The 22,174-nt window shown below is 65.4% G+C and carries 21 protein-coding genes; 7 read left to right on the plus strand and 14 right to left on the minus strand.

The window, feature by feature from the left end:
* Positions 1–5: 5 nt before the first annotated feature.
* Positions 6–632, minus strand: a complete 627-nt coding sequence (locus AC3WUF_RS07510; protein WP_492424078.1) for an L-threonylcarbamoyladenylate synthase — start codon at positions 630–632, stop codon at positions 6–8.
* A 66-nt stretch (positions 633–698) separates the two neighbouring features.
* Here AC3WUF_RS07510 and ispZ point away from each other — a divergent pair, with 66 nt between their 5' ends.
* Genes ispZ through AC3WUF_RS07525 form a run of 3 tightly spaced genes read left to right on the plus strand, consistent with a single transcriptional unit; the run spans position 699 to position 1,786 of the window.
* Complete coding sequence (ispZ, locus tag AC3WUF_RS07515; RefSeq protein ID WP_492424080.1) at positions 699–1,229, plus strand: septation protein IspZ; 531 nt, start codon at positions 699–701, stop codon at positions 1,227–1,229.
* Between the two features lie 3 nt (positions 1,230–1,232).
* A complete protein-coding gene (locus AC3WUF_RS07520) occupies positions 1,233–1,532 on the plus strand; it encodes a YciI family protein (RefSeq protein WP_492424082.1) in 300 nt (99 codons plus the stop codon).
* Positions 1,529–1,786, plus strand: a complete 258-nt coding sequence (locus tag AC3WUF_RS07525) for a BolA family protein (RefSeq protein WP_492424084.1) — start codon at positions 1,529–1,531, stop codon at positions 1,784–1,786. The genes AC3WUF_RS07520 and AC3WUF_RS07525 overlap by 4 nt, the downstream gene beginning before the upstream one ends.
* On the opposite strand, the gene AC3WUF_RS07530 is transcribed toward AC3WUF_RS07525, so the two are convergent.
* From AC3WUF_RS07530 to smc, 4 genes are all read right to left on the minus strand, one after another.
* Positions 1,753–2,931 carry a mechanosensitive ion channel family protein gene (locus AC3WUF_RS07530; protein ID WP_492424086.1) on the minus strand — a complete coding sequence of 393 codons (1,179 nt, stop codon included), beginning with the start codon at positions 2,929–2,931 and terminating at the stop codon, positions 1,753–1,755. The two genes, AC3WUF_RS07525 and AC3WUF_RS07530, sit on opposite strands and share 34 nt — an antisense overlap.
* A gap of 121 nt (positions 2,932–3,052) precedes the next feature.
* Complete coding sequence (gene ligA / locus AC3WUF_RS07535; protein WP_492424088.1) at positions 3,053–5,125, minus strand: NAD-dependent DNA ligase LigA; 2,073 nt, start codon at positions 5,123–5,125, stop codon at positions 3,053–3,055.
* Between the two features lie 18 nt (positions 5,126–5,143).
* Positions 5,144–5,854, minus strand: a complete 711-nt coding sequence (locus tag AC3WUF_RS07540) for a cell division protein ZipA (protein WP_492424090.1) — start codon at positions 5,852–5,854, stop codon at positions 5,144–5,146.
* Positions 5,851–9,360, minus strand: a complete 3,510-nt coding sequence (smc, locus tag AC3WUF_RS07545; RefSeq protein ID WP_492424092.1) for a chromosome segregation protein SMC — start codon at positions 9,358–9,360, stop codon at positions 5,851–5,853. The genes AC3WUF_RS07540 and smc overlap by 4 nt, the downstream gene beginning before the upstream one ends.
* Positions 9,361–9,487: 127 nt before the next feature.
* Here smc and queF point away from each other — a divergent pair, with 127 nt between their 5' ends.
* Positions 9,488–9,910 (plus strand): preQ(1) synthase, encoded by a 423-nt coding sequence (queF, locus tag AC3WUF_RS07550; RefSeq protein WP_492424094.1) that lies wholly within the window; start codon positions 9,488–9,490, stop codon positions 9,908–9,910.
* The gene (locus AC3WUF_RS07555) at positions 9,907–10,257 is read left to right on the plus strand and encodes a terminase (RefSeq protein WP_492424096.1); all 351 of its coding nucleotides are present in this window, start codon (positions 9,907–9,909) and stop codon (positions 10,255–10,257) included. Before queF ends, AC3WUF_RS07555 begins: the two co-directional genes overlap by 4 nt.
* A gap of 9 nt (positions 10,258–10,266) precedes the next feature.
* On the opposite strand, the gene AC3WUF_RS07560 is transcribed toward AC3WUF_RS07555, so the two are convergent.
* The 5 genes from AC3WUF_RS07560 to AC3WUF_RS07580 form a co-directional block, all read right to left on the minus strand.
* Positions 10,267–11,823 carry an FGGY-family carbohydrate kinase gene (locus AC3WUF_RS07560; RefSeq protein ID WP_492424098.1) on the minus strand — a complete coding sequence of 519 codons (1,557 nt, stop codon included), beginning with the start codon at positions 11,821–11,823 and terminating at the stop codon, positions 10,267–10,269.
* Between the two features lie 11 nt (positions 11,824–11,834).
* The gene (locus tag AC3WUF_RS07565) at positions 11,835–13,367 is read right to left on the minus strand and encodes a glycerol-3-phosphate dehydrogenase/oxidase (RefSeq protein ID WP_492424100.1); all 1,533 of its coding nucleotides are present in this window, start codon (positions 13,365–13,367) and stop codon (positions 11,835–11,837) included.
* On the minus strand, positions 13,351–13,704 hold the full coding sequence (locus tag AC3WUF_RS07570) for an antibiotic biosynthesis monooxygenase (protein ID WP_492424102.1): 354 nt from the start codon (positions 13,702–13,704) through the stop codon (positions 13,351–13,353). The genes AC3WUF_RS07565 and AC3WUF_RS07570 overlap by 17 nt, the downstream gene beginning before the upstream one ends.
* The gene (locus AC3WUF_RS07575) at positions 13,701–15,191 is read right to left on the minus strand and encodes an FAD-binding oxidoreductase (RefSeq protein WP_492424104.1); all 1,491 of its coding nucleotides are present in this window, start codon (positions 15,189–15,191) and stop codon (positions 13,701–13,703) included. Before AC3WUF_RS07575 ends, AC3WUF_RS07570 begins: the two co-directional genes overlap by 4 nt.
* A gap of 180 nt (positions 15,192–15,371) precedes the next feature.
* Positions 15,372–16,151 (minus strand): HAD-IA family hydrolase, encoded by a 780-nt coding sequence (locus tag AC3WUF_RS07580; protein ID WP_492424106.1) that lies wholly within the window; start codon positions 16,149–16,151, stop codon positions 15,372–15,374.
* A gap of 66 nt (positions 16,152–16,217) precedes the next feature.
* Here AC3WUF_RS07580 and gluQRS point away from each other — a divergent pair, with 66 nt between their 5' ends.
* Positions 16,218–17,183, plus strand: a complete 966-nt coding sequence (gene gluQRS, locus AC3WUF_RS07585) for a tRNA glutamyl-Q(34) synthetase GluQRS (RefSeq protein ID WP_492424108.1) — start codon at positions 16,218–16,220, stop codon at positions 17,181–17,183.
* Positions 17,184–17,241: 58 nt separating this feature from the next.
* Positions 17,242–17,748: a polyhydroxyalkanoate synthesis repressor PhaR gene (phaR, locus tag AC3WUF_RS07590; protein WP_492424110.1), complete on the plus strand. Its 507-nt coding sequence runs from the start codon at positions 17,242–17,244 to the stop codon at positions 17,746–17,748.
* Positions 17,749–18,145: 397 nt separating this feature from the next.
* On the opposite strand, the gene pnp is transcribed toward phaR, so the two are convergent.
* The 4 genes from pnp to rbfA all read right to left on the minus strand — a co-directional run bounded on the left by pnp (position 18,146) and on the right by rbfA (position 22,171).
* Positions 18,146–20,245, minus strand: a complete 2,100-nt coding sequence (gene pnp / locus AC3WUF_RS07595; RefSeq protein WP_492424112.1) for a polyribonucleotide nucleotidyltransferase — start codon at positions 20,243–20,245, stop codon at positions 18,146–18,148.
* A gap of 209 nt (positions 20,246–20,454) precedes the next feature.
* A complete protein-coding gene (rpsO, locus tag AC3WUF_RS07600; RefSeq protein WP_492424114.1) occupies positions 20,455–20,724 on the minus strand; it encodes a 30S ribosomal protein S15 in 270 nt (89 codons plus the stop codon).
* Positions 20,725–20,833: 109 nt separating this feature from the next.
* Complete coding sequence (gene truB / locus AC3WUF_RS07605; protein ID WP_492424116.1) at positions 20,834–21,748, minus strand: tRNA pseudouridine(55) synthase TruB; 915 nt, start codon at positions 21,746–21,748, stop codon at positions 20,834–20,836.
* A gap of 18 nt (positions 21,749–21,766) precedes the next feature.
* Positions 21,767–22,171, minus strand: a complete 405-nt coding sequence (gene rbfA / locus AC3WUF_RS07610; RefSeq protein WP_492424118.1) for a 30S ribosome-binding factor RbfA — start codon at positions 22,169–22,171, stop codon at positions 21,767–21,769.
* Positions 22,172–22,174: the final 3 nt, after the last annotated feature.

Genomic DNA, 22,174 nt, shown 5'->3' on the forward strand with positions numbered 1-22,174 from the left:
GGACGCTAGAGACCAATCCGGGACAGGTCGCCCTTGCCTTCGCGGACGACCTGCACGGCCCCCGCATTGCTGATGTCGAGCACGGTCGTCGGCTCGATCCCGCAGCTGCCGCCGTTGACCACGATGTCGACCTCGCGGTCGAGGCGCTCGCGCCAGTCTTCCGGATCGCCGACCGGTTGGTCCTCGCCCGGGAACTGCAGGGTGCAGGAAATCAGCGGCTCGCCCAGGGTGTCCAGCAGGGCCTGCGCAGTGATGTGCTCGGGGACGCGGATACCGATGGTCTTGCGCTTCTCGTGGGCGATACGCCGCGGCAATTCCTTGGTCGCTTCCAGTACGAAGGTGTAAGGCCCCGGTGTCAGGGTCTTGAGCAGGCGGAACTGGGTGTTGTCGACCCGTGCGTAGGTCGCGATCTCCGACAAATCCCGGCAGACCAGCGTGAACTGGTGGTTCTTGTCGAAATTGCGGATGCGGCGCAGGCGTTCGGCCGCCTCGCGGTCATCGAGGTGGCAGCCCAGGGCGTAGCAGGAATCGGTCGGATAGGCGATCACCGCGCCCTGCCGCACGCGCACGGCGATCTGCGCGAGCAGGCGCTGCTGCGGATTCTGCGGGTGGAGTTCGAACCAATCGGCCATTCGCGCATTCTAACCGCCAGACCCTGAATCGCGGCGGACTTTCGAGCCTCGCCTTACAATACCGCCATGAACATGTTGCTCGACTTTGCCCCCGCCCTGCTGTTCTTCGGCGCCTACTATTTCTTCGGCATCTATACGGCGACCGCGACGCTGATCGTCGCGATGTTCGCGCTGGTGGCGATTTACTGGCTGCGCGAGCGGCGCATCCACAAGCCGCACCTGATCACCGCGATCGTCGCCGGTGCACTCGGTGGCCTGACGCTATGGGTCCACGACCCGGCTTTCATCATGTACAAGCCGACGGTGATCTACTCGGTGTTCGCCGCCGCGCTGCTGCTCAGCCACGTCATCGGCGACAAGGTGCTGCTCGCCCGCCTGCCGCAGAAGTCCATCGTGCTGCCGGACCCGGTCTGGCGTCGCGTCAATCTGGCCTGGGCCGGATTCTTCATCCTGTGCGCCGTGCTCAACCTCTACGTGGCGTACACGTTCAGCGAGAAGACCTGGGTGCAGTTCAAGACCTTCGGCTTCACCGCGCTGATGTTCGCGTTCCTGCTCGCGCACCTTCCGTTCCTGAAGAACTACCTGCCGCAGGAATAAGCCGTGCTCTACATGATCCTGGGACACGACCGCGCGGATGCCCTGGCCCAGCGCCGGGCGACGCGCCCCGCGCACGTCGCCTACCTGAAGGAGCTGCTCACCGAAGGCCGTCTCGTCATCGCCGGCCCGCGACCGAAGATCGATGCCGCCGACCCGGGCGAAGCCGGCTTTCACGGCAGCCTGATCATTGCCGAGTTCGCCAGCCTCGAAGCCGCCCGCGCCTGGGCGGACCAGGACCCGTACCGGCTCGCCGGCGTGTTCGAGCGCGTCGACGTCCAGCCTTACGTCAAGGCACTGCCGTGAACCGCATCGAACGCATCCGCGAACTGCTGACGCGGGCGTTCCAGCCGCAGGAACTGAACGTCATCGACGACAGCCATCTGCACGCCGGTCATGCCGGTGCGCGCGGCGGTGCCGGCCACTACCGGGTTGAAATCGTCAGTGGCGCATTCGCCGGCATGACGCCGATCCAGTGCCACCGTGCGATCTATGCGGCACTGGACGAGCTGATGAAAGCCGAGATTCACGCACTGTCCATCGGCGCCCGCGCCGCCTGACCGGCCGCGGCACCCGGCACGGCATTGCGAAACCAGACGTCCTGCTGCGGAAACGGAATCTGGATGCCCGCGGCGCGGAACGCCGCATCCACCGCCAGACGCAACTGGCTGGCGACCACGAAGCGCTCGTCGACATTGCGGACATAGGTCCGTAACTCGAAATCCAGCGAACTGGCGCCAAAGTTGGTGAACAGCACGCGTGGGCCGGCGATCCCTTCGACATCGCCTTCCCGCAGCACGTCCGGATGCGCAAGCGCGACCGACTGCAGCGTGCGCTGCACCAGCGCCGTGTCCGAGCCGTACGCGACGCCGATCTGCACCGTCACGCGACCATGCAGGTCGCGCAGGTGGAAATTCTTCAGGTGGTTCGAGAGCAGATCCGAGTTCGGCACGATGATCGTCTCCCGATGGTAGGTCTCGATCTCGGTCGAACGGATGCGGATGCGCCTGACGAAACCCTCGGTCTGGCCGACGACGATGTAGTCGCCGGTGCGGACCGGCCGCTCGAACAGGATGATCAGACCCGAGACGAAGTTGTTGACGACATTCTGCAGGCCGAAACCGATACCCACCGACAAGGCGCCCGCGATGATCGTCAGCTTGGTGAAATCGAAACCGCCGGCGGACAGTCCGACGATGACGGCCAGCGCAAAGCTCGCATAGCCGAACAGCATCGCCACCGACTCGCGGGTGCTGGGTTCCATGCCGGCACGCAGCAGCCAGTCGTCCTGCAGGCGCGTCTTGAGCCAGCGGCTCAGCGTCCACAGCATCAGGCAGTAGACGACGGCCAGCAGCAGACGACCGGGGACGATGTGCATGCCCGCGATCTCGAAGCCCGCCGAGACGAGCCCTCGGATCAGTTCACTGCCGAGCTCGTGCTTTCCCCATAGCCACAGGGTCAGCCAGACCAGGCACGGCCAGACCACCAGATGGACGGAAACGAGCAGCCAGCGCAACTCGGTAATCGGTTTGCCGGGCTTGACGCCCAGACGCCTGCGGATGCGTTCGCTCAAGGCACCGCGCCCTGTATTGAGCGTGCCTACGGCAACATGTAACAGCAGCAGGCTGAACAAGCTGATCAGCAACAGCAGCAATGAGGATTCAAGCGGGCGCGATTGCGCCTGCGCGAGCAGTGCGTAAATCATGAAAACTCCCTTGGTTGCCGGCCTTCTTCGAGGCCGATCGGTGCACTGTACCAAGTCGAGGACACCGCGGAGCTCTCGCCGCCGCAAGCGGCGCGATGCAAACCAGGCTTAAGGCCGCAGCTCAGGCATCGAGCAGCGCATGCAGACCCGCCAGGTCGATGATCGTCACGCCGAGCTTCTCGGCCTTTGCCAGCTTGGAGCCGGCGGACTCACCCGCCAGCAGATAATCGGTGTTCTTCGACACGCTGCCCGAGACCTTGCCCCCGCCCGCCTCGATCAGGGCCGCCGCCTCGTCGCGCGAAATGCCCGGCAAGGTTCCGGTGATGACCAGCGTCTTGCCAGTCAGCGCGCCCTGCACTGCGGCCTTGGGCGCCGGCCACTGGATCTCCGCCGCAATCAGCGCATCGATGACACTGCGATTGCGCGGCTCGGTAAAGAAATGCGCGACATGCGCCGCGACCGTCGGGCCGACATCCGGCACCGCGCGCAATTGCGGAAACCGATCCTTCTCCTTGATGGATTCGTCACGCTCGGTCGGCAGGTCGGCTTCGGCGGCCGCGTACAGAGCATCCAGCGTGCCGAAGTGGCGCGCCAGATCGCGCGCCGTCGTCTCGCCGAGCTGCGGGCACCCGAGCGCGAACAGGAAGCGCTGGAAACTGCTGTCGCGACTGCGATTGATCGCCTCGACAACGTTGGCCGCCGACTTCTCGCCCATGCGCTCCATGCCGGCGAGTTCCTCGGCGGTCAGCGTGTAGATATCGGCCGGCGACTTCACTCGGCCGATGTCGATCAGCTGCGCGAGCAGCTTCTCGCCGAGGCCTTCGATATCCATCGCCTTGCGCGACACGAAGTGGATCAATGCACCATGCAGCTGCGCGCGGCACGACAGACCGTTGGTGCAACGCGCGACGACCTCGCCTTCGACCCGCTCGACCTTGCCGCCGCAGACCGGGCAACTCGCCGCCAGTTCGACCTTCGGCCGCGCCTCATGTGCCAGCCGCGCCGCTTCATCGGCCAGGTGCACACCGAGTACTTCGGGAATCACGTCGCCGGCACGCCGGACGATGACGGTGTCGCCGATGCGCACGTCCTTGCGCTCGACTTCATCCATGTTGTGCAGCGTCGCATTCGAGACGTTGGCGCCACCGACAAAAACCGGTTTCAGGCGCGCCACCGGCGTCAGCGCGCCGGTACGCCCCACCTGAAACTCGACATTCTCCAGCAGCGTCTCGGCTTCCTCGGCGGCGAACTTGTAGGCGCAGGCCCAGCGCGGCTCGCGCGTCACCGAGCCCAGCTCCTCGCGGCCGGCCAGATCGTCGAGCTTGAAGACGACGCCGTCGATGTCGAAGCCGAGCTTGCTGCGCTGCGCGCCGATCTTCTCGAAGTACGCCTGGCAGGCCTCCACGCCGACCACCCGCTCGATCAGCGGCGACACCGGGAAACCCCAGGCGCGCAACTGTTCGAGCGCCTCCGAATGCAGGCGCGGAATCTTCCAGCCTTCGCTGCTGCCGACCGCGTAAGCCGTGAACGCCAGCGGACGCCGCGCGGTGATGCGCGGATCCAGCTGACGCAGGCTGCCGGCGGCGGCATTGCGCGGATTGACCGGCGCCTTGTCGCCGCGCGCATTGGCATCCTCGACCATGCGACGGAAACCGTCCCAGGGCAGATAAACCTCGCCGCGCACTTCCACCAGCGGCGGCGCGTCGCCGCGCAGGCGCAAGGGAATCGGTTTGATCGTGCGCAGGTTCTCGGTGATGTCTTCGCCGGTTTCACCATCGCCGCGGGTCGCGCCGCGCACGAAGACGCCGTTTTCGTAGATCAGCGAAACCGCAAGACCGTCGAGCTTGGGCTCGCCGGTATACGCGGCTTGTTCGGCCAACAGGGTTTCGCGGACGCGACGATCGAAATCGCGCAGTTCGTCTTCGGTATTGCACTTGCGCAGCGACTGCATCGGCAGGCGATGCTTCACCGCTGCGAACTCGCGTGCCGGCGCACCGCCGACGCGTTGCGTCGGCGAATCTGGCGTCAGCAGTTCGGGATGCGCCGCTTCAAGCGCCTGCAGCTCGCTGAACAGGCGGTCGTACTCGGCGTCCGAAACCTGCGGATCGTCGAGCACGTAATAGCGATGATTGTGCTCATGCAGCAGCTGCGACAGCTCAGCGGCACGCTGCCTTGCGGACTCGGACGTGCTCACGGACAGCCCATCACGCGATCAGAGCTTGTGCTTTTTCGCCCAGGCCGCGACGTCTGCCGTCAGCGCCTGTTCGGTCGACGGGGTCAGCGGCGCGCGGTTGCTGTCGAAGACGTCGGCATTCAGCTGCAGGGCCAGCGAACGGGCCGCGGTGAGCATATTGGCGACCGCCTTGTTCGGCGCTTCCGGTCCCGGCAACAGCATGAACATCGACAGACCCGGCGTCGAGAAACCGCGCTGCTCGGCGGGATCGAGCGTACCCGGCTTGACCAGACTCGCGACCGAGAACACCGGACGGCGATCCTGCATGTAGTGATAAATCTTCTTGTCGCCGTAGACCAGGCCGTGGTCGCGCAGCGCGGTGTGGATCTTCGGCCCGAAGATCGCGGTGCCTTCACGCTCGGCAATCAGCAGCACGACCAGCTTGTCCTCGACCGCACCCGGCGCGGCCACCGCTTCAACGACCGGGGCATCGAACGTGTTTTCCATGCCCGGCTGCACGCGCTTGCGCGGCTTGCCGACGCCGAACTCGTCGAACTCGCCGAGGCGCGAGAACATGTCGAGCTGATCCTTGGTCTGAGCTTCCGCCACGGCTGGTGTCACAGCCGACGGCGCGGAGGCCGGCGCACGGCGCTGCTGTCGCGGCGGCGGCGCTTTGCGGCGGCTCATGACATAGACCGCAATGGCGCCAATCGCGCCGATCAACAGCAATGCCCACTGCATAGGACTCATTCTGGCGTTCCGGACTCAGTGACCAAATCGACTGCTTGCTCAATATCCACGCTGACCAGACGCGACACGCCGGGCTCCTGCATGGTGACACCGTGCAGCTGCTGCGCCAGCTCCATCGTGATCTTGTTGTGGGTAATGATAATGAATTGAACGTTCTGTGACATTTCGCGGACGATCTCGCAGAAACGACCCACGTTCGCATCATCCAGCGGGGCATCGACCTCGTCCATCAGGCAGAACGGCGCCGGATTGAGCTGGAACAGCGCCAGCAGCAGAGCCACCGCCGTCATCGCCTTCTCACCGCCGGACAGCAGGTGGATCGTCGAGTTGCGCTTGCCGGGCGGCCGGGCCATGACGCGCACGCCGGTATCCAGCAGGTTGTCGCCGGTCAGTTCCAGGTAGGCCTCGCCGCCGCCGAACAGCTTCGGGAAGCGGTCGCGGAATACCGTGTCGACCTTGTCGAAGGTCTGCTTGAACAGCTCGCGGGTCTCGGTGTCGATCTTGCGGATCGCTTCCTCGAGCATTTCCAGCGCACCGTGCAGATCGTCGTGCTGCTCGCCCAGGTACTTCTCGCGGCCCTGGGCTTCCTCCAGTTCCTCGATTGCCGCCAGGTTGATCGCCCCGAGGCGCTCGACGCGGCGGATCACCGTCGACAGGCGCTCCTCCCAGTTCGGCAGCGTCGCGTCTTCGGCCAGGCCGGCGAACAATGCCTCGCGCTCGAAACCGGTTTCGCCGATCTGCTGATCCAGACTTTCGCGGTGGGCACGCAAATTCTCGAACTCCAGTCGCGCCTGCTGCACGCGTTCGAGCGCCGAGTCCTTGTCCATCTCGGCGCTGCGCGCGGCCTGCACCGCCGCCTCGAGCACGGCCACCGTCGCCTCGACCTGCTCGCGCATCTGCCGCAGCGCATCGCGCGCCGCCTGCACGCTGGCACGCGCGGTCTCGACTTCGGCGGCGTGATCCGCCAGCGGCGCATCGAGATCGGCAGCGTGCTGCTCCTCGTCCTGCTTGCGCGCCAACAGTACTTCGCGCCCGCTTTCGTTGTCCTTCAGCGCCTGCTCGAGCGCCGTCAGGGCACTGCGCCGGCCCGCCAGCTGGACCTGCAGCTCGTTGCGCTGCTGCTGGCTCTGCTGCAGCACCATGCGCGCCCGGCCGACGCCATCGCGCTTGCGCTGCAGGTTCTGCTGCATGCCGGCGCGACGATCGCGCAGCTCCTGCGCAACCTGTTCCAGCGAGATCAGGCGCGCCTTGGATTCTTCCAGCTCTTCTTGCTGCTGGGTCCGCGCCTGATCGAGCGCGGCAATTTCCTGGCTCAGCGCGTTGGCGCGGCCCTGCGCCTGCTCCAGGCGTACGGCCTGGGCCTGGCGGAAGGCCATCTTCTGCGATTGCCGGTGACGAACCTGATCGAACTTCGACGACAGGTCGCGGCGCTCCTGCTCCATCGCGTGCGTGCGGCCGCGCAGCTCGCCGAGCACCTTCTCGCGGTCGATCACCAGCTGCTGCTGCGATTCGACCTGGATCTTCAGCTGCTTGAGCAGCTGGCTGCGCGCAATGACGCCGCCCTGGTTGTCGCCCGAGCGCGGATAACGGCGGAAGTGCTGGCCAAGCCAGATGCCGTCGCGGGTGATGATCGACTCGCCGGGCGCAAGGCCCGCAAGCTGGCTTTCGGCGTCCGCAAGCGTTTCAGCCGTACGGATGCCTTCGAGCAGATCGACTGCGGCGCGCGGGCCGCTGACCTGGGCGCCGAGACCGCGGCTGCCGCGCAGGCTGTCGTCCGACAGCAGCGCGATGCCGGACTTCGGCGCTGCACCGATGCCGCTCGCGCGCTGGGCGAAGTTGCCGAGCAGCGGCGCCTGCAGCAGATCGCCAAGCACCTGCTCGACGGCGGTTTCCCAGCCCTCGTCGACCTGCAGCGCACTGGCGAGGCGCGGCGCCTGAGTCAGTTCGCGCTGACGCAACCATTGGTTGAGCTCAACATCGTCCTCGCGCAACGCCGCCTGCTGCAGCGTCTCCAGCGAGGCCATGCGACCGCGGGCGTCCTGCAGCGATTGGCGGGTTTCATGCAGCGCGGTTTCCGCCGCCGTGCGCTCGTCGCGCACGCGCTGCAGTTCGCCATCCAGATCCAGCAGGCGCTGTTCGGCGCCGGCCAGGTCTTCGCTTAGCAGCGCCAGTTCGGCGTCCGCGTCGTTGAGGCTGTTGCGGATCGGCTCGATATTCAGCGCACCGAGTTCACCTTCGAGGCGACGGTGACGTTCTTCGCTCTGGAACCGCGCGCGCTCGAGCTGCTGGACGCGGACGCGTTCCGCCTCGGTCTGCGACAGCGGCGTTTCGGCATCCTGGACAAAGCCGTCCCAGCGGCGCTGTTCTTCCTGCGCTTCCTCTTCGGCGAGGATCAGTCCGCCCTGCGCTTCTTCCTCGGCGGCGAGCGCGTCGCGGACCTGCAATTCCAGCGCGGTGAGCTGCTGACCGGCTTCTTCCAGGCGCTGCTGCTCGCGCGTCTGGCGCGCTTCGAGTTCGGCGATCTGGCGCAGGATCTGATCGAGTTCGCGCGCCTTGATCTGCTTGAGTTCGCGGGCGTGCTGCAGGCTCTGCTCGCGGCGCGCAAGACCGGCTTCGACTTCGTAGACCTTGCTCTGCTCTTCGTTGAGCCGATTGCTGTGTACGCGGCCTTCGATCTCGGCGGCCACCCGCGCCTCGGTGGTCTGCGCAACGCGCGTGCGCGCCTGTTCCAGCGCGGCGTCGAGCTGGGCGATCGATGCCTCATGACCGCTGCATTGCTGGTCGAGCTGGCGCATGCGCAGTGCGAGCAACTCGGCGCGCACCTGGCGCTCCTGCGCCTTGTACTCCTTGTACTTCTCGGCGTTGGCAGCCTGCTTGCCGAGCACTTCGACGCGCTGGGTGATTTCCGAACGCAGATCGTTCAGACGCGCCAGGTTCTCGCGCGTCTGCTTGATGCGCGACTCGGTCTCGCGACGGCGATCCTTGTACTTCGAGATACCGGCGGCCTCTTCGAGCCACTGGCGGAGTTCTTCCGGCTTGGCCTCGATCATCCGCGAGACCATGCCCTGCTCGATGATCGCGTACTGGTTCTTGCCGCCCAGACCGGTACCGAGGAACAGATCCGTCACGTCGCGCTTGAGGCACTTGGCGCCGTTCAGGTAGTACTGCGAGGCGCCGTCGCGGACCAGCTCGCGGCGCACCGAAATCTCCGCGTAGGCCGCATAGGCGCCGGAAATCGTACCGTCGCTGTTGTCGAAGATCAGCTCGACCGACGCGCGGCCGACCGGCTTGCGCGTCTTCGAGCCGTTGAAGATCACGTCGTCGGAGTCCGACGAGCGCAGGTTCTTCATGCTGGTCTCGCCCAGTACCCAGCGCACCGCGTCGATGATGTTCGACTTGCCGCAGCCGTTGGGCCCGACGACGCCGGTGAGATCGGCGGTCAGGGGAAGCTGGGTCGAGTCGACAAAAGACTTGAATCCAGCGAGTTTGATGCCAGAAAGTCGCATGCGCTTGGTTATTGCGCACCCGTTTGGGGGTGCGTTGGCTGTCCTTGGAGCCGCGTAGTGTAAATTATGAGGGGCGGTCGTCCAGCGTTCCGCGATCCCCCTTTTTCAGCCTGGAAGTGCCCCGCTGATGTCAAGCCAACCGAGCAAGACGCTCGAAACCTTTCCCAACCCGGCTCCGGCGCGCGATTTTGCGATCCGCATGCGCCTGCCCGAGTTCACCTGCCTGTGCCCGAAGACCGGCCAGCCGGACTTCGGCACGTTCTACCTCGAATACGTGGCCGACCAGGCCTGCGTCGAGCTGAAGTCGCTGAAGATGTACCTGTGGAGCTTCCGCAACGAAGGCGCCTTCCACGAGGCGGTGACCAACAGCATCCTCGACGACCTGGTGGCCGCGACCCAGCCGCGCTTCATGCGCCTGACCGCCGTGTTCAACGTCCGCGGCGGCATCTACACCCATGTCAGCGCCGAGCACCGCAAGCCGGGCTGGAACGGCACCCTGCCGCCCTCGGCCTGGCATGTCGACCCGACCGGCCAGGGTCAGACGCCGTGACCTTCGAGCAGCTCGTCAAGGCACAGTGGAAGGACTACAGCGTCCGTCACCGCGACAAGGTCAACCTGCTGATCCACATCGTGGCCGTCCCGCTGTTCTGGATCGGCACCGTCAGCGCCGTCAGCAACCTGCTGTTTTCCGGCCTGCTGGACGCCCTGTTCGGCGTGCTGCTGATCGCCGGTGCGGTGATCGCCCAGGGCCTCGGGCACGAACGCGAGGCCATCCAGCCGCTGCCCTATACGCACTTCTGGGACTTCATCCGCCGCATCGCGGCCGAGCAGTTCATCAACTTCCCGCGCTTCGTGTTTTCCGGCGAATGGTGGGAGCGGTATTCGAGCGCGCGCTGACGCTGCGCGCTACGGCGGATAGCCGGTGATCGCGCGGATCTTCTCGTACAGCGGCTTGAGCCGCGCATACATCGGTGAGTAGACCTGCCGGTACAACTCGTCGTAGGTCCGCACCGCGGCCGGATCGGGCGTGAAGCTCCGCTCGCTGCGCGTCATCGCGCGCAGCGCCGTAGGATAGTCGGGATGAATGCCGAGGCCGACCGCCGCATTGATGGCGGCGCCCAGCGCCGAAGTCTCGTAGACCGCCGGACGTTCGGCGCTGAGGTTGAAGATGTCCGCGGTGATCTGCATCGCCTGGTCCGACTGCGAACCTCCGCCGGACACGCACAGCCTCCGCAGGGGCTGGCCGGTTTTGCGCTCGATCTGCTCGCGGCCGCTGCGCAGGCCGTAGATCAGACCTTCGAGAATCGCGCGATACAGGTGCGCGCGCGTATGCACGTCGCCAAAGCCGATGATCGCGCCCTTGGCCTCCGGCCCCGGATCGCGCACGCCGGGCGACCAGTACGGTTGCAAGGTCAGGCCCATGGAACCGGCCGGCACTTCGCGCAGCAATTCATCGAACAGCTTTTCCACCGCGACGCCACGCTCGGCGGCAAGCGCCTGCTCGCGATGCGCGAACTCGCGCTTGAACCAGGACACCATCCAGAAGCCGCGGTAGATCTGGATCTCGGTGTTGTAGGCGCCGGGAACTGCGGCCGGATACGGCGGCAACATGCGCTGCACCTCCAGATACCGCGTCTGCGTCGTATTGATCGTCGCGGTGGTACCGAAGCTGAGTTGACCGACGTCAGGCTCCAGCGCGCCGCTGCCGAGCACCTCGCAGGCCTTGTCGGCGGCGGCGGCGATCATCTTCAGTCCTGCCGGCAGGCCCAGCGCGTCGGCCGCCGCGCCGGTCAGAGCGCCGAGCGATTCTCCGGGGCGCACCAGGCGTGGCAACTGCTCGCGCCGCACGGCGACGGCCTGCCACTTGAAGTCCTTGGGCTGCGCCCAGTCGAGACGCTTGAAATCGAAAGGCACGAAACCGACCTGGCAGCCGACCGAATCGACGAACTCGCCAACCATGCGATGCGTGATCCAGCCGGACAGGAACAGGAAGCGCTCGGTGCTGCGCCACAGTTCCGGCTCGTTCTGCGCCAGCCAGTTGGCGTCGGCCTCGCGCTGCATGTGTTCGATCAGTGGCGTCGCGCCGACCAGCGAGAAAGCCGTGCGCCACAGCGCCGACATCCGCGGCGGTGCCGTGCAACGGCGCTGATCGAGCCAGACGATCGCGGGGCGCAGCGGTTTGCCCTGCCCGTCGGTGCAGATCATCGTCGCGCGCTGTGTGGTCAGCGTCAGCGCGGTGATCTGCTGTGGACGGATATCGGATTCAGCCCACAGGCGCCGGCAGCACTGGACGACCGCTTTCCAGTACAGCTCCGGATCCTGCTCGGCCCAGCCAGGCTGCGGCGACAGGTACGTCGGGTTGAAAGTCTCCTGCGCCTTGGCGAGCAGCTGGCCCTGTGCGTCGAAGACGATCGCGCGCGCGCTCTGGGTCCCGATGTCGATGCTGAGTATGCGCACGCTCATCGGCGGTGCCCTCAAAACGACGGCGGCGCGTGCTGCGTGCGCCAGTATTCAAGATAGGCGTTGCGCTCGCGCGCGCAGCGGACTTCGTCCCAGCCGAGTTCCTGGCGGCAGATGCCGAGGATGCGCGGCAGCGCCTCGGCGCCGCCCTTGGCGGCGACTAGGCCAAGACGCGTGCGCCGCATCATCAGATCCTGCAGGCTGTGCACCCATTCATGGCGCGCCGACCAGCGCAGCTCGGCCCAGCTGTACGGCGTGCCGACCACCGCTTCGCGCTCGTCGGCACTCGCGGCGGCGAGCATCTGCAAGGCCACCGGCGCACCGAAACGACCGGCAAGGCGCAGCGGCGCAGAGGCCGTCGTGTCGACGCAGAACACGGCAGCGTCCGGACCCGGCTGCAAGGCCGGCACTTCCTTCGCCGCGGCACTCAGCGCTTCGCGCGCCGTCGTGCGGAATGTCGTCAGCTTGCCGCCGGTGACGTTGACCAGGCCCGGACTCGCCCACAACGCGGACTCGCGCGATTCCGCCGAAGGATTTTGCTTGCCGCTGTCGACGACAGGGCGGATGCCGGCATAAGTGCTGAGCACGTCCTGCAAGGTCAGATTCAGGCGCGGAAACTGCTGGTGCAGCGCATCGAGCAGATAGCTGGTTTCCTCGTCGCTGATCCGCGGCTTGTCGAGCGCGCCGGCGTGATCGAGATCGGTCGTGCCGAACACGACGGCGCCTTCCCAGGGATGGGCGAAGATCGGCCGCTGATCGCGCGGATGCAGCCAGGAAATCGCGTTGCGCAGCGGCAGCCGCGTCTGCGCAATCAGCAGGTGGCTGCCGCGCAGTGGCCGCAGGCGTGGCGCGCTTGCCGGTGCGCCCGGCAGCTGCGCGGCCCAGACGCCGGTGGCGTTGATGACGACGCCGGCGTCGATGTCGCGCTGCGCGCCATGGGCAATATCGCGCAGGCGCACGCCGACGCAGCGGCCGTTGTTTTCGCGCACCGAGGCTTCGCAGTAATTGCGCAGCGTCGCGCCGGCACGCTCGGCTTCGCCGAGCAGGCGCAGCACCAGACGCGCATCGTCGGTGCTGGCATCCTCGAACTGCATGGCGCCGCTGAGATGGTCTTCGCACAGATCCGGCTCGATGCCGAGCACCGCCGCCCTGGACAGCCACCGCGAGCGCCGCACGCCGGCCATCCAGTCGTAGACCTGCAGGCCGATCTGCATCAGCCAGCGCCCCGGCTTGCGGTTCGCGTAGATCGGCATGATGAAAGTCTGTGCGTCGACCAGGCCCGGGGCTTCGCGCAGCAATCGCTGGCGTTCGCGCACCGACTCCAGCGTCAGCCGCCACTGGCCGTTCTTCAGATAGCGCAGTCCGCCGTGGACCAGCTTGGAAGACCACGATGAGGTGCCGGCGGCAAAGTCGCGCGCATCGACCAGCAGCACGCTGACGCCGCTGCGCACCGCCTCGCGGGCAATGCCCGCGCCGGTGATGCCGCCGCCGATGACGATCAGGTCGTAACGGGCGGCGAGCGCGGCAAGATCAGTGCGGGGTGACATCGGTTTGCAGGAGCTGGCCTTCCGGAATCAGCAGATCGCTGGCCGTCGTCATGAACATCGGCGGCCAGACATCCTGGACTGTCTCCAGCATGCGCAGGCTCAGGTCCGAGTCGTTGGTCTCCTGCATGCAGGCCTTTTCCCAGGCGGCCCGGTCGGGCCACTGCGCATAGCCGACGAAGTTGCCGTTCTCGAGGCGATGCAGCCGCGAACCGCGCGCTCCCTCATTGCGCATCATTTCCCAGGTCAGCGCCGTCCAGCATTCGACGAACTGCGCTTCCATGCCCGGCTTGACCCGCCACTGGTAGATCGCCGCGAAGCCGGACGTGCGTCCGCTCATGCGAAGAGCTTTCCGGGATTCATCAAACCATCCGGATCCAGCTCACGCGCCGTCGCGCGAATCATGTCCATGCCGAGCGCGCCCTTCTCCGCCGGCAGATACGGCGCATGGTCGACGCCGACGCCATGCTGGTGGCTGATCGTGCCGCCGTGCGCGACGATGGCCTTCGACATCGCCGTCTTCAGGCGCAGCCAGCGGTCATAGTCGGCGTCGTGATCGCCGATCAGGCGGAAAGCCAGCGTCGTGTAGATGCTGCAGCCCTGGCGATACATATGCGACAGATGGGTGAATACGTGAACACGCTCGTCCTCGGCGGCGAGCACATCGCGCGTCGCCTGCTCGATCGCCCGCATCAGGCCGGTGACCTTCGGCCAGTTGACCGACGTCTCGGCGGTGTCGGCGCCGTAACCGATCTCCCACAGCGAGTTGCGCAGCAGCGGTCCGCGGAAGCGGCTCTTGGCCCAGCCGTTGCCGATCGCCTTGCCGACGTGCACGCCGCGATGCCGCTTCGCCAGCGCCAGCGCTTCGCGCTTGATGCGGCGGATCTGCGCCGGAGTGCCGGTGATGCCGAGCATCAACATGCATTGGCCGTGACCAATGCCGCGCATACCCAGATACCGCTGCAGCCAGCGAATCAGATCCGGATGACCGGCCAGGCGCAGCTGGGTCTCGGTTTCGGTTTCGTTCGACAGGCGCATCATCGACAGCGGGATATCGGCCTGCACCATCTCGCGCACGGCGTTGACCGCCGTGTCCCAGTCCGGGAAGAACACGCCGTGGAAGAACTCGGCTTCCGGCAATTTGCGAATCCGTGCGGTGACTTCGGTCAGCAGGCCAAGGCGGCCTTCGGAACCCATCACCGCTTCGCGAAGATCCGGGCCTGCTGACGAAGCCGGCATGCCCCCGACGCTGAGCTCGCCGCGTGGCGTGATCAGCCGGCCACCGGCAAACATCTGCTCGATGCGCCCGTAGCGCAGCGACTGCTGGCCCGACGAGCGCGTGACGACCCAGCCGCCGAGCGTCGAGTATTCGTAGGACTGCGGAAAATGGCCGAGCAGAAAGCCGTGGCTGCGCAGCTGTGCCTCGACCTGCGGGCCCGGCGTGCCGGCGCCGAAGGTGGCGAGCCAGGATTTGTCGTCGACATCCTGCAGGCGATTCATCCGCTCCAGCGAGATGTTGACCACTGGCCGATCGCTGACCGGGACGTTCAGATGGCCGACGACGCTGGTCCCGCCGCCATACGGCACGACGATCGCACCGAGCCGGCGCGCCGCCGCCAGGGCCTGCGCGGCCTCGTCGTGATTGGTCGGCAGGGCCACGCCGTCGGCGCAGGCCCCGATGCGGCCGTAGCGGGTCGCCAATAGATCCGGAAAGCTCTGGCCGCGCGCGCGCAGCAGGCGGATGCTCGGGTCGGTCTGAAACGGCGTCGACACTGCGAGCCGGCTCGCGCCGACAGTTTCGACGACCTGCTCCAGCGTCGCATCCACGCGCGGTGTTCCCGGTCCGAGGCGTTCGGCAAGGAATGCCCGCGCATCGTCGCTTATCGGATACTGATCTGCGTCATCGCCCCAACCATTCCAGCGTCGCATGGAAACCCCTGAGTGTCAGGCGCGGAAGTATATCCAGCGGAAGAGGCTATCGCCCCCTTGAACGACGCGCCTTGAGCGCTAAGCCGACCGCGCGGCGATCTTCTGCAAGTCGGCGATCGTCACCCAGCTGGCGCCGACCAGTTCGCCGCGCAGAACCTGCGCCGGCGCGCCGGGTTCACCGAGGCTGGACATCACCAGCGCCGCGGCACTGAAATCCTGTTCGACGGTGTCGCTGTTGACGGTCACGACCGCGGCGACTTTGGCGGCGGTCGCCGCCGCCAAACCCATCTGCGAGTCTTCCAGCGTCACGCACTCGGCAGCGTCGACACCGAGACGCTGCAGGGCCAGGCGATACAGATCAGGTGCCGGCTTCTTGCGCAGCACTTCCTCGCCGCTGGCGATCACGTCGATCTCCGCAGCCAGCTCCGGCCCCATGCAGTAGCGCAGCACCGGCTTGAGCGTCTTCAGGCTGGCGTTGGTGACGATGCCGAGCTTGAGGCCGTTCGCGCGCGCCTCGCGCATCAGACGCGCGATCCCCGGCCGCAACGGCACGCTGCCGCTGCGCATGCGCTTCTTGAAATATTTCGACTTGAGTTCGTGGACCTTCGACACCCAGGCGTCGAGGTCCGCACCTGCTTCGGCCTGCTGGTCGCCGAGATCGGGATGGTAATGCTCGACGTAGTGCTTGAGCCGTTCGCGGCCGCCGGGCTGCTTGAGCAGCTTGCGATATAGCTTGGGCCCCCAGCGCAGCGCCAGACCCAACTTGCGGAAGGCGCGGTTGTAAGCAGGACGGTGTCCAAGCGCTTCGGTATCGGCCAGCGTTCCATCGACGTCGAACAGCACCGCACGTAGCGCCATGGCTAGGGGTCCTGGGACTGCGGGGTATGCGGTGCGTCGGGGTCCATCCAGCGAGTCTTCAGCGGGTTGCGAGCTGAAGTTAATGTAGCATGCGGCTGCCCCAAAACGGACCCGCGATTTGTGATTGTTGGCACCCCGCAAAGTTACCGCGGACGCTTCGCACCGACCCCGAGCGGACCGCTGCATCTGGGCTCGTTGCTCACCGCCTTGGCCAGCTGGCTTGAAGCCCGCAGCCGCGGCGGAACGTGGTCGTTGCGCATCGACGATCTGGATCAGCCGCGCTGCGTCCCAGGCGCCGACCGGCAGATCCTGCAGCAATTGTCGGCGCATGGCCTGCACTGGGAGGGCGTGCCGCGCTATCAGTCGCAGCACCTTGCCGAGTACGCGAGCGCCCGCGAGCAACTGCAACGGGACGGTCTGCTTTACGCCTGCGACTGCACACGTGCGCGCCTGCAGGAGGAATCGCTTGCCGGCATCGCAGGACGGATTTACAGCGGTCGTTGCCGCGATCGCGGACTGGCGCTCGACCACCATGCTCAGCGGCTGCGCGTCGACACCGATCCGGTGACCATGGACGACCGCTGGCAGGGTCTTCAGCGGCGCGACCCGCAACGCGATCTCGGCGACTTCGTGATCTGGCGTCGCGACGGCATTCCCGGTTATGCGCTGGCCTGCGTCGTCGACGATCTGGCGATGCAGATCAGCGACGTCGTCCGCGGCGCGGACCTGCTGGATGCATCACTGCAGCAAAAGCTGCTGATGCGCCAGTTCGGCGCGACCGCCCCGGACTACGCGCATCTGCCGGTTCTCGGCGACAGCGACGGCCGCAAGCTGTCGAAGCAGAATCATGCGCACCCGCTGAACGCGGAAACAGCCGTCAACAACCTGCGGCAGTGCCTGCACTGGCTGGGACAGGAGCCAGCCGCAGCAACCGCGGCATCAGTCGCCGACATCCTGCAGCATGCCGTGCGCCACTGGAGCGCCGCACGGGTTCCCCGCCTCCGCAGCATCGTGGTGGAGCAAAGCCTTTGAGTCTGGCATGATGCTCTGCAACAAACGCAGTGCAACATTTCATACGAATTAGCATCTTATGTCGGACCCACGCGTCATCAAGAAGTACCCGAACCGGCGGCTCTACGACACGCACATCAGCCGTTACATCACGCTCGAAGAAATTCGCCAGCTGGTGCTGAACAACATTCCGTTCCGGGTCGAGGACAAGCGTTCGGAAGAAGACATCACGCGCAGCATCCTGCTGCAGGTCATCGCCGAGCAGGAAGAAGGCGGCGATCCGATCTTCACGACGGACCTGCTGGAATTCATGATTCGCTATTACGGCGATCCGATGCAGAACAGCATCGGCCGCTATCTGGAGTTGTCTGCGCGCCTGTTCCAGGAGCAGCAGCACCACTTCACCGATCAACTTCGCGACCTGCTCGGTCAGGCCCAGCAGCCGATCCAGATCCTCAAGGAACTGGCCGACCGGCAGATGCCGATCTGGCGCTCGGTCCGTGCGGAGTTCCTGAAGAACCTGTCGACCCGCGCCAAGTCGATCAAGCGCCGCGCGGGTGACGGCGAAGGTCCTGACGCAGGCTGAACTCAGAGCTGCCCTGCGCTGCAGGAATCTTCAGAAGAATTTTAAGTTAGTTCATTAATAGCCTGTTTTTACAGGCTATTTTTATTATGTGAACTATATTTGAAAAGATTGACATTGCTGCAGGTCAGTTTTATACTGCACTGCAACAAAACACGGTCAAGAAAAAACCCGGCGAGACCGGAGTCTGCCGGGTTTCTTAAGTCTCCTCCAGAAAGGCAATGCGCCTTTCTCGCACTTCGCCCCCGTCCCCCGGGGGCTTCTTTTTGCCCGAAACCGGGCTCAAGAATTCAGTTCAACGCTTCAATACGGTGCTGCTCGCTCGCTGCTTTTTTGTGCGCGATGCGATGGGGCCGGATTCTGCCGCAGAATCCGGCCCCAGACAAGCTACTTCTGAGTGTTAACCCTCAAGATCCACAGCCTTCATCGACAGGCGGATCTTGCCGTCACGGCTGACCTCGAGCACCTTGACGCGCACGCTCTGGCCTTCCTTGACGACTTCATCGACCTTCTCGACGCGCTTGTCGGCGAGCTGCGAGATGTGCACCAGACCATCCTTGCCCGGCGCGATCGTGACGAACGCACCGAAGTCCATGATCTTGGCCACCTTGCCTTCGTAGATCGCACCGACTTCAACATCGCGGGTCAGCGCGTTGATGCGCGCGACTGCTGCTGCTGCTGCATCGCCGTCGGTCGCCGCAATCTTGATCGTGCCGTCGTCGGCGATGTCGATCGAAGTGCCGGTTTCGCGGGTGATCGCCTGGATGGTCGAACCGCCCTTGCCGATGACTTCGCGAATCTTGTCCGGATGAATCTTGATCGTCGTAATGCGCGGCGCATGCTGCGACAGCTCGGTACGCGCGGTCGACAGCACCTGGTTCATCTGCTCGAGGATCGTCAGACGCGCGGCCTTCGCCTGCGTCAGGGCCTGCGCCATGATCTCGCCGGTGATGCCCGCGACCTTGATGTCCATCTGCAGCGCGGTCACGCCGTTCTCGGTACCGGCGACCTTGAAGTCCATGTCACCGAGATGGTCTTCGTCACCGAGGATGTCGGTGAGCACCGCCCAGCGGCCTTCTTCGAGGATCAGGCCCATCGCGACGCCGGCGACCGGCGCCTTGAGCGGCACGCCGGCGTCCATCATCGACAAGCAGGCGCCGCAGACCGAAGCCATCGACGACGAACCGTTCGACTCGGTGACTTCCGAGACGACGCGGACGATGTACGGGAATTCCTTCTCGAGATCCGGCATCACCGCGGCGACGCCGCGCTTGGCCAGACGGCCGTGGCCGATTTCGCGGCGCTTCGGCGCGTTCAGACGGCCCGTTTCGCCAACGCAGTACGGAGGGAAGTTGTAGTGGAACATGAAGTGCTCATGCCACTCGCCTTCGACGGCGTCGATGATCTGGTAGTCCTTGCCGGTGCCCAGCGTCGTCACGGCAACAACCTGGGTCTCACCGCGGGTGAACACGGCCGAACCATGCGCGCGCGGCAGGATGCCGGTCGTCATTGCGAGCGGACGCACGGTGACCTTGTCGCGGCCGTCGATGCGCGGCTGACCATCGAGGATGCGGTTGCGGACGACCTTGGCCTTCAGTTCTTCGAGCTCGGCCTTGAGCTGATTCTCGCTGTACGGCGCGTCGACGGCGCGTGCAGCCTTGGCCTTCTTCGACACTTCATCGAGCTTGGCGTAACGCGCCTGCTTCTCGGTGATGCCGTAAGCCGCGGCGATATCGTTTTCAAACGGAGCCGCGGCAGCCTTGACGACGCTGCGGTCGGCGGCCTTCCAATCCAGCTTGGCCTTGCCGGCAGCGGCGGCGAAATCGTTGATCGCGCCGATCGCAGCCTGCATCTGCTCGTGGCCGTACATGACGGCGCCGAGCATGACCGCTTCCGACAGCATCTTGGCTTCCGATTCGACCATCAGCACGGCGTCCTTGGTGCCGGCGACGACGAGGTCGAGATCCGAGGTCTTCAGCTCGCTGACCGTCGGGTTGAGGATGTAGTTGCCGTCCTTGTAACCGACGCGCGCGGCGCCGATCGGGCCCTGGAACGGCAGGCCGGACAGTGCCAGCGCGGCCGAAGCGCCGAGCAGTGCGGCGATGTCGCCGTCGATGTCCGGATTGCGCGACATCACCATCGCGACGATCTGGACTTCGTTGTAATAGCCTTCCGGGAACAGCGGACGCAGCGGACGGTCGATCAGACGCGAAGTCAGGGTTTCCTTTTCGGTCGGACGGCCTTCACGCTTGAAGAAGCCACCGGGAATGCGGCCGCCGGCGTAGAAGCGCTCCATGTAGTCGACGGTCAGTGGGAAGAAATCCTGATCCGGCTTGGCGTCCTTCTTGCCAACGACAGTGACGAGCAGAATGGTGTCTTCGATGCTGACCTTCACCGCAACGGCCTGACGCGCAATCGCGCCGGTTTCGAGCGTGACGGCGTGCTTGCCGTACTGGAAGGTCTTGGTGATCGGCGCTGCTGGATAGGCTGGGATGGCCATGGGCTCTCTCAATGGTCGATGATTGTCGATGTTCTTGGAGGCATTCCCGCGCTAGCCCTTTTCTGCTGCGCAAAAATTGCCGAATCTGCCGAAGCTGCGATCAAACCCGCGTCATGCGCAAGCTTGGCCGCCAAATGAAAAGACCCCAGTGATTCCGTACGGATTCACTGAGGGTCTTGGATGACAGGCGCTGTGCGCGTGTCGATCGCTTAGCGGCGCAGGCCCAGCTCGGCGATGAGCTTGGTGTAGCGCGCTTCGTCGCGGCTCTTCAGATAGTCCAGCATCTGACGACGCTGGTTGACCATCTTGAGCAAGCCACGGCGCGAGTGGTTGTCCTTCTTGTTCACTTCGAAATGCGGAGCGAGCGTGTTGATGCGCTCGGTCAGCAGGGCCACCTGCACTTCCGGGGAACCCGTATCGCTGCCACCGCGGGCGAATTTCTTGACCACTTCCGCCTTACGTTCTGCCGTCACGCTCATTGCTGCCAACTCCAAATCTTGGATGCCATTTGAATGGCAATAGTCTTAACAAAGTCCAATATGATAACTTTTCCATGGACTTACCACAAGGCTTCGCACCATGATGGTGCTAGCCGCAAAACCAGCGTTTGGGCGCCACCATGCCGCCCGCACCCGCCTCGGCCAGGCCCAATAAGCGACCCGATTCGTCCAGAACAGCCAGCCTTTCGCTGGCTTCCAGCCCGGCAACCCTGACCGCCTGACCTTGAGCCAGATAGCGCGCGCGGGTCTCGTCGATCCGCAGCTGCGGCCAATGGCTCAGCGCCTTGGCCGGCTCGAGCAGCAGGCGGTCCAGCGCCGCCAGGCCGCCGCTTTCCAGCGCAGCATCGAGCTGCTCCATCGTCACCAGCGGCAGATTCTCGAACGGCGACACCGCGGTCCGGCGCAGCGCCGAAAGATGGGCGCAATGGCCGGTCGCGCGGGCGATGTCCTCGACCAGGGTGCGGATATAGGTTCCCTTCGAGCAACGCACCTCGGCGCGGATCGCGTCAGACGCCTGCATTTCCAGCGCCAGATCGTAGATCCGGACAGCCCGCGGCGACCGCTCGATTTCCTCGCCGCGCCGGGCGAGCTCATACAGACGTTCGCCGTCGCGCTTGAGTGCCGAGTACATCGGCGGAATCTGGTTGATATCGCCAAGAAACTGCGGCCTGACCTTATCCAGCAGCGCCTGGCTCATCGCGACCGGCGAGGTTTCGACGACCCCGCCCTCGGCGTCACCGGTGCTGGTTCTGGAACCGAGCTGACCGATCGCCGTATAGGACTTGTCGGCGTCGAGCAGCACGCCGGACAGCTTGGTTGCCTCGCCGAGGCAGATCGGCAGCACGCCGGTCGCCAAGGGATCGAGGCTGCCCGTATGTCCGGCCTTGTCGGCCTGATAGAGAATTTTGACGCGCTGCAGAGCGGCGTTGGAGCTGATGCCCAGCGGCTTGTCGAGCAGCAGAATGCCGGTGACGGCGCGGCGCGGGCGACGCGGCTTGCTCATGACGGCCCCACCAACAACTCAGCCGTCCTGCCCGTCGTTTTCTTTGGCACCCTTGGCGTAATCCGGGTGCGCCTCGTCCTCGCGGATGGCAACCTTGAGCAAGGCATTGACGCGGTCGGCGTCGCGCAACTGGGTATCCGCCACGAAGCGCAGCTCAGGCGCGTGGCGCAGCCCCATGCGTCGGGCCAGCGAGCCGCGCAGTTTGCCGGCCGCGTGATTGAGGCCCTTGACCGCCTGCTTGAGCTGATCGTCGTCGCCGATCAGGCTGACCAGCACCTTGGCATTGCGCAGATCCGGCGCGCAGTCGACCGAAGTCACCGTGACGCCGGCCACGCGCGGATCGGACAGTTCCCCGCGGATGAGCATCGACAGATCGCCCTGCATCTGGGCGTTGATGCGCAGCTTGCGTGGAAACTCTCTCACTGA

This window comes from Fontimonas sp. FW305-C-3 (assembly GCF_058783185.1).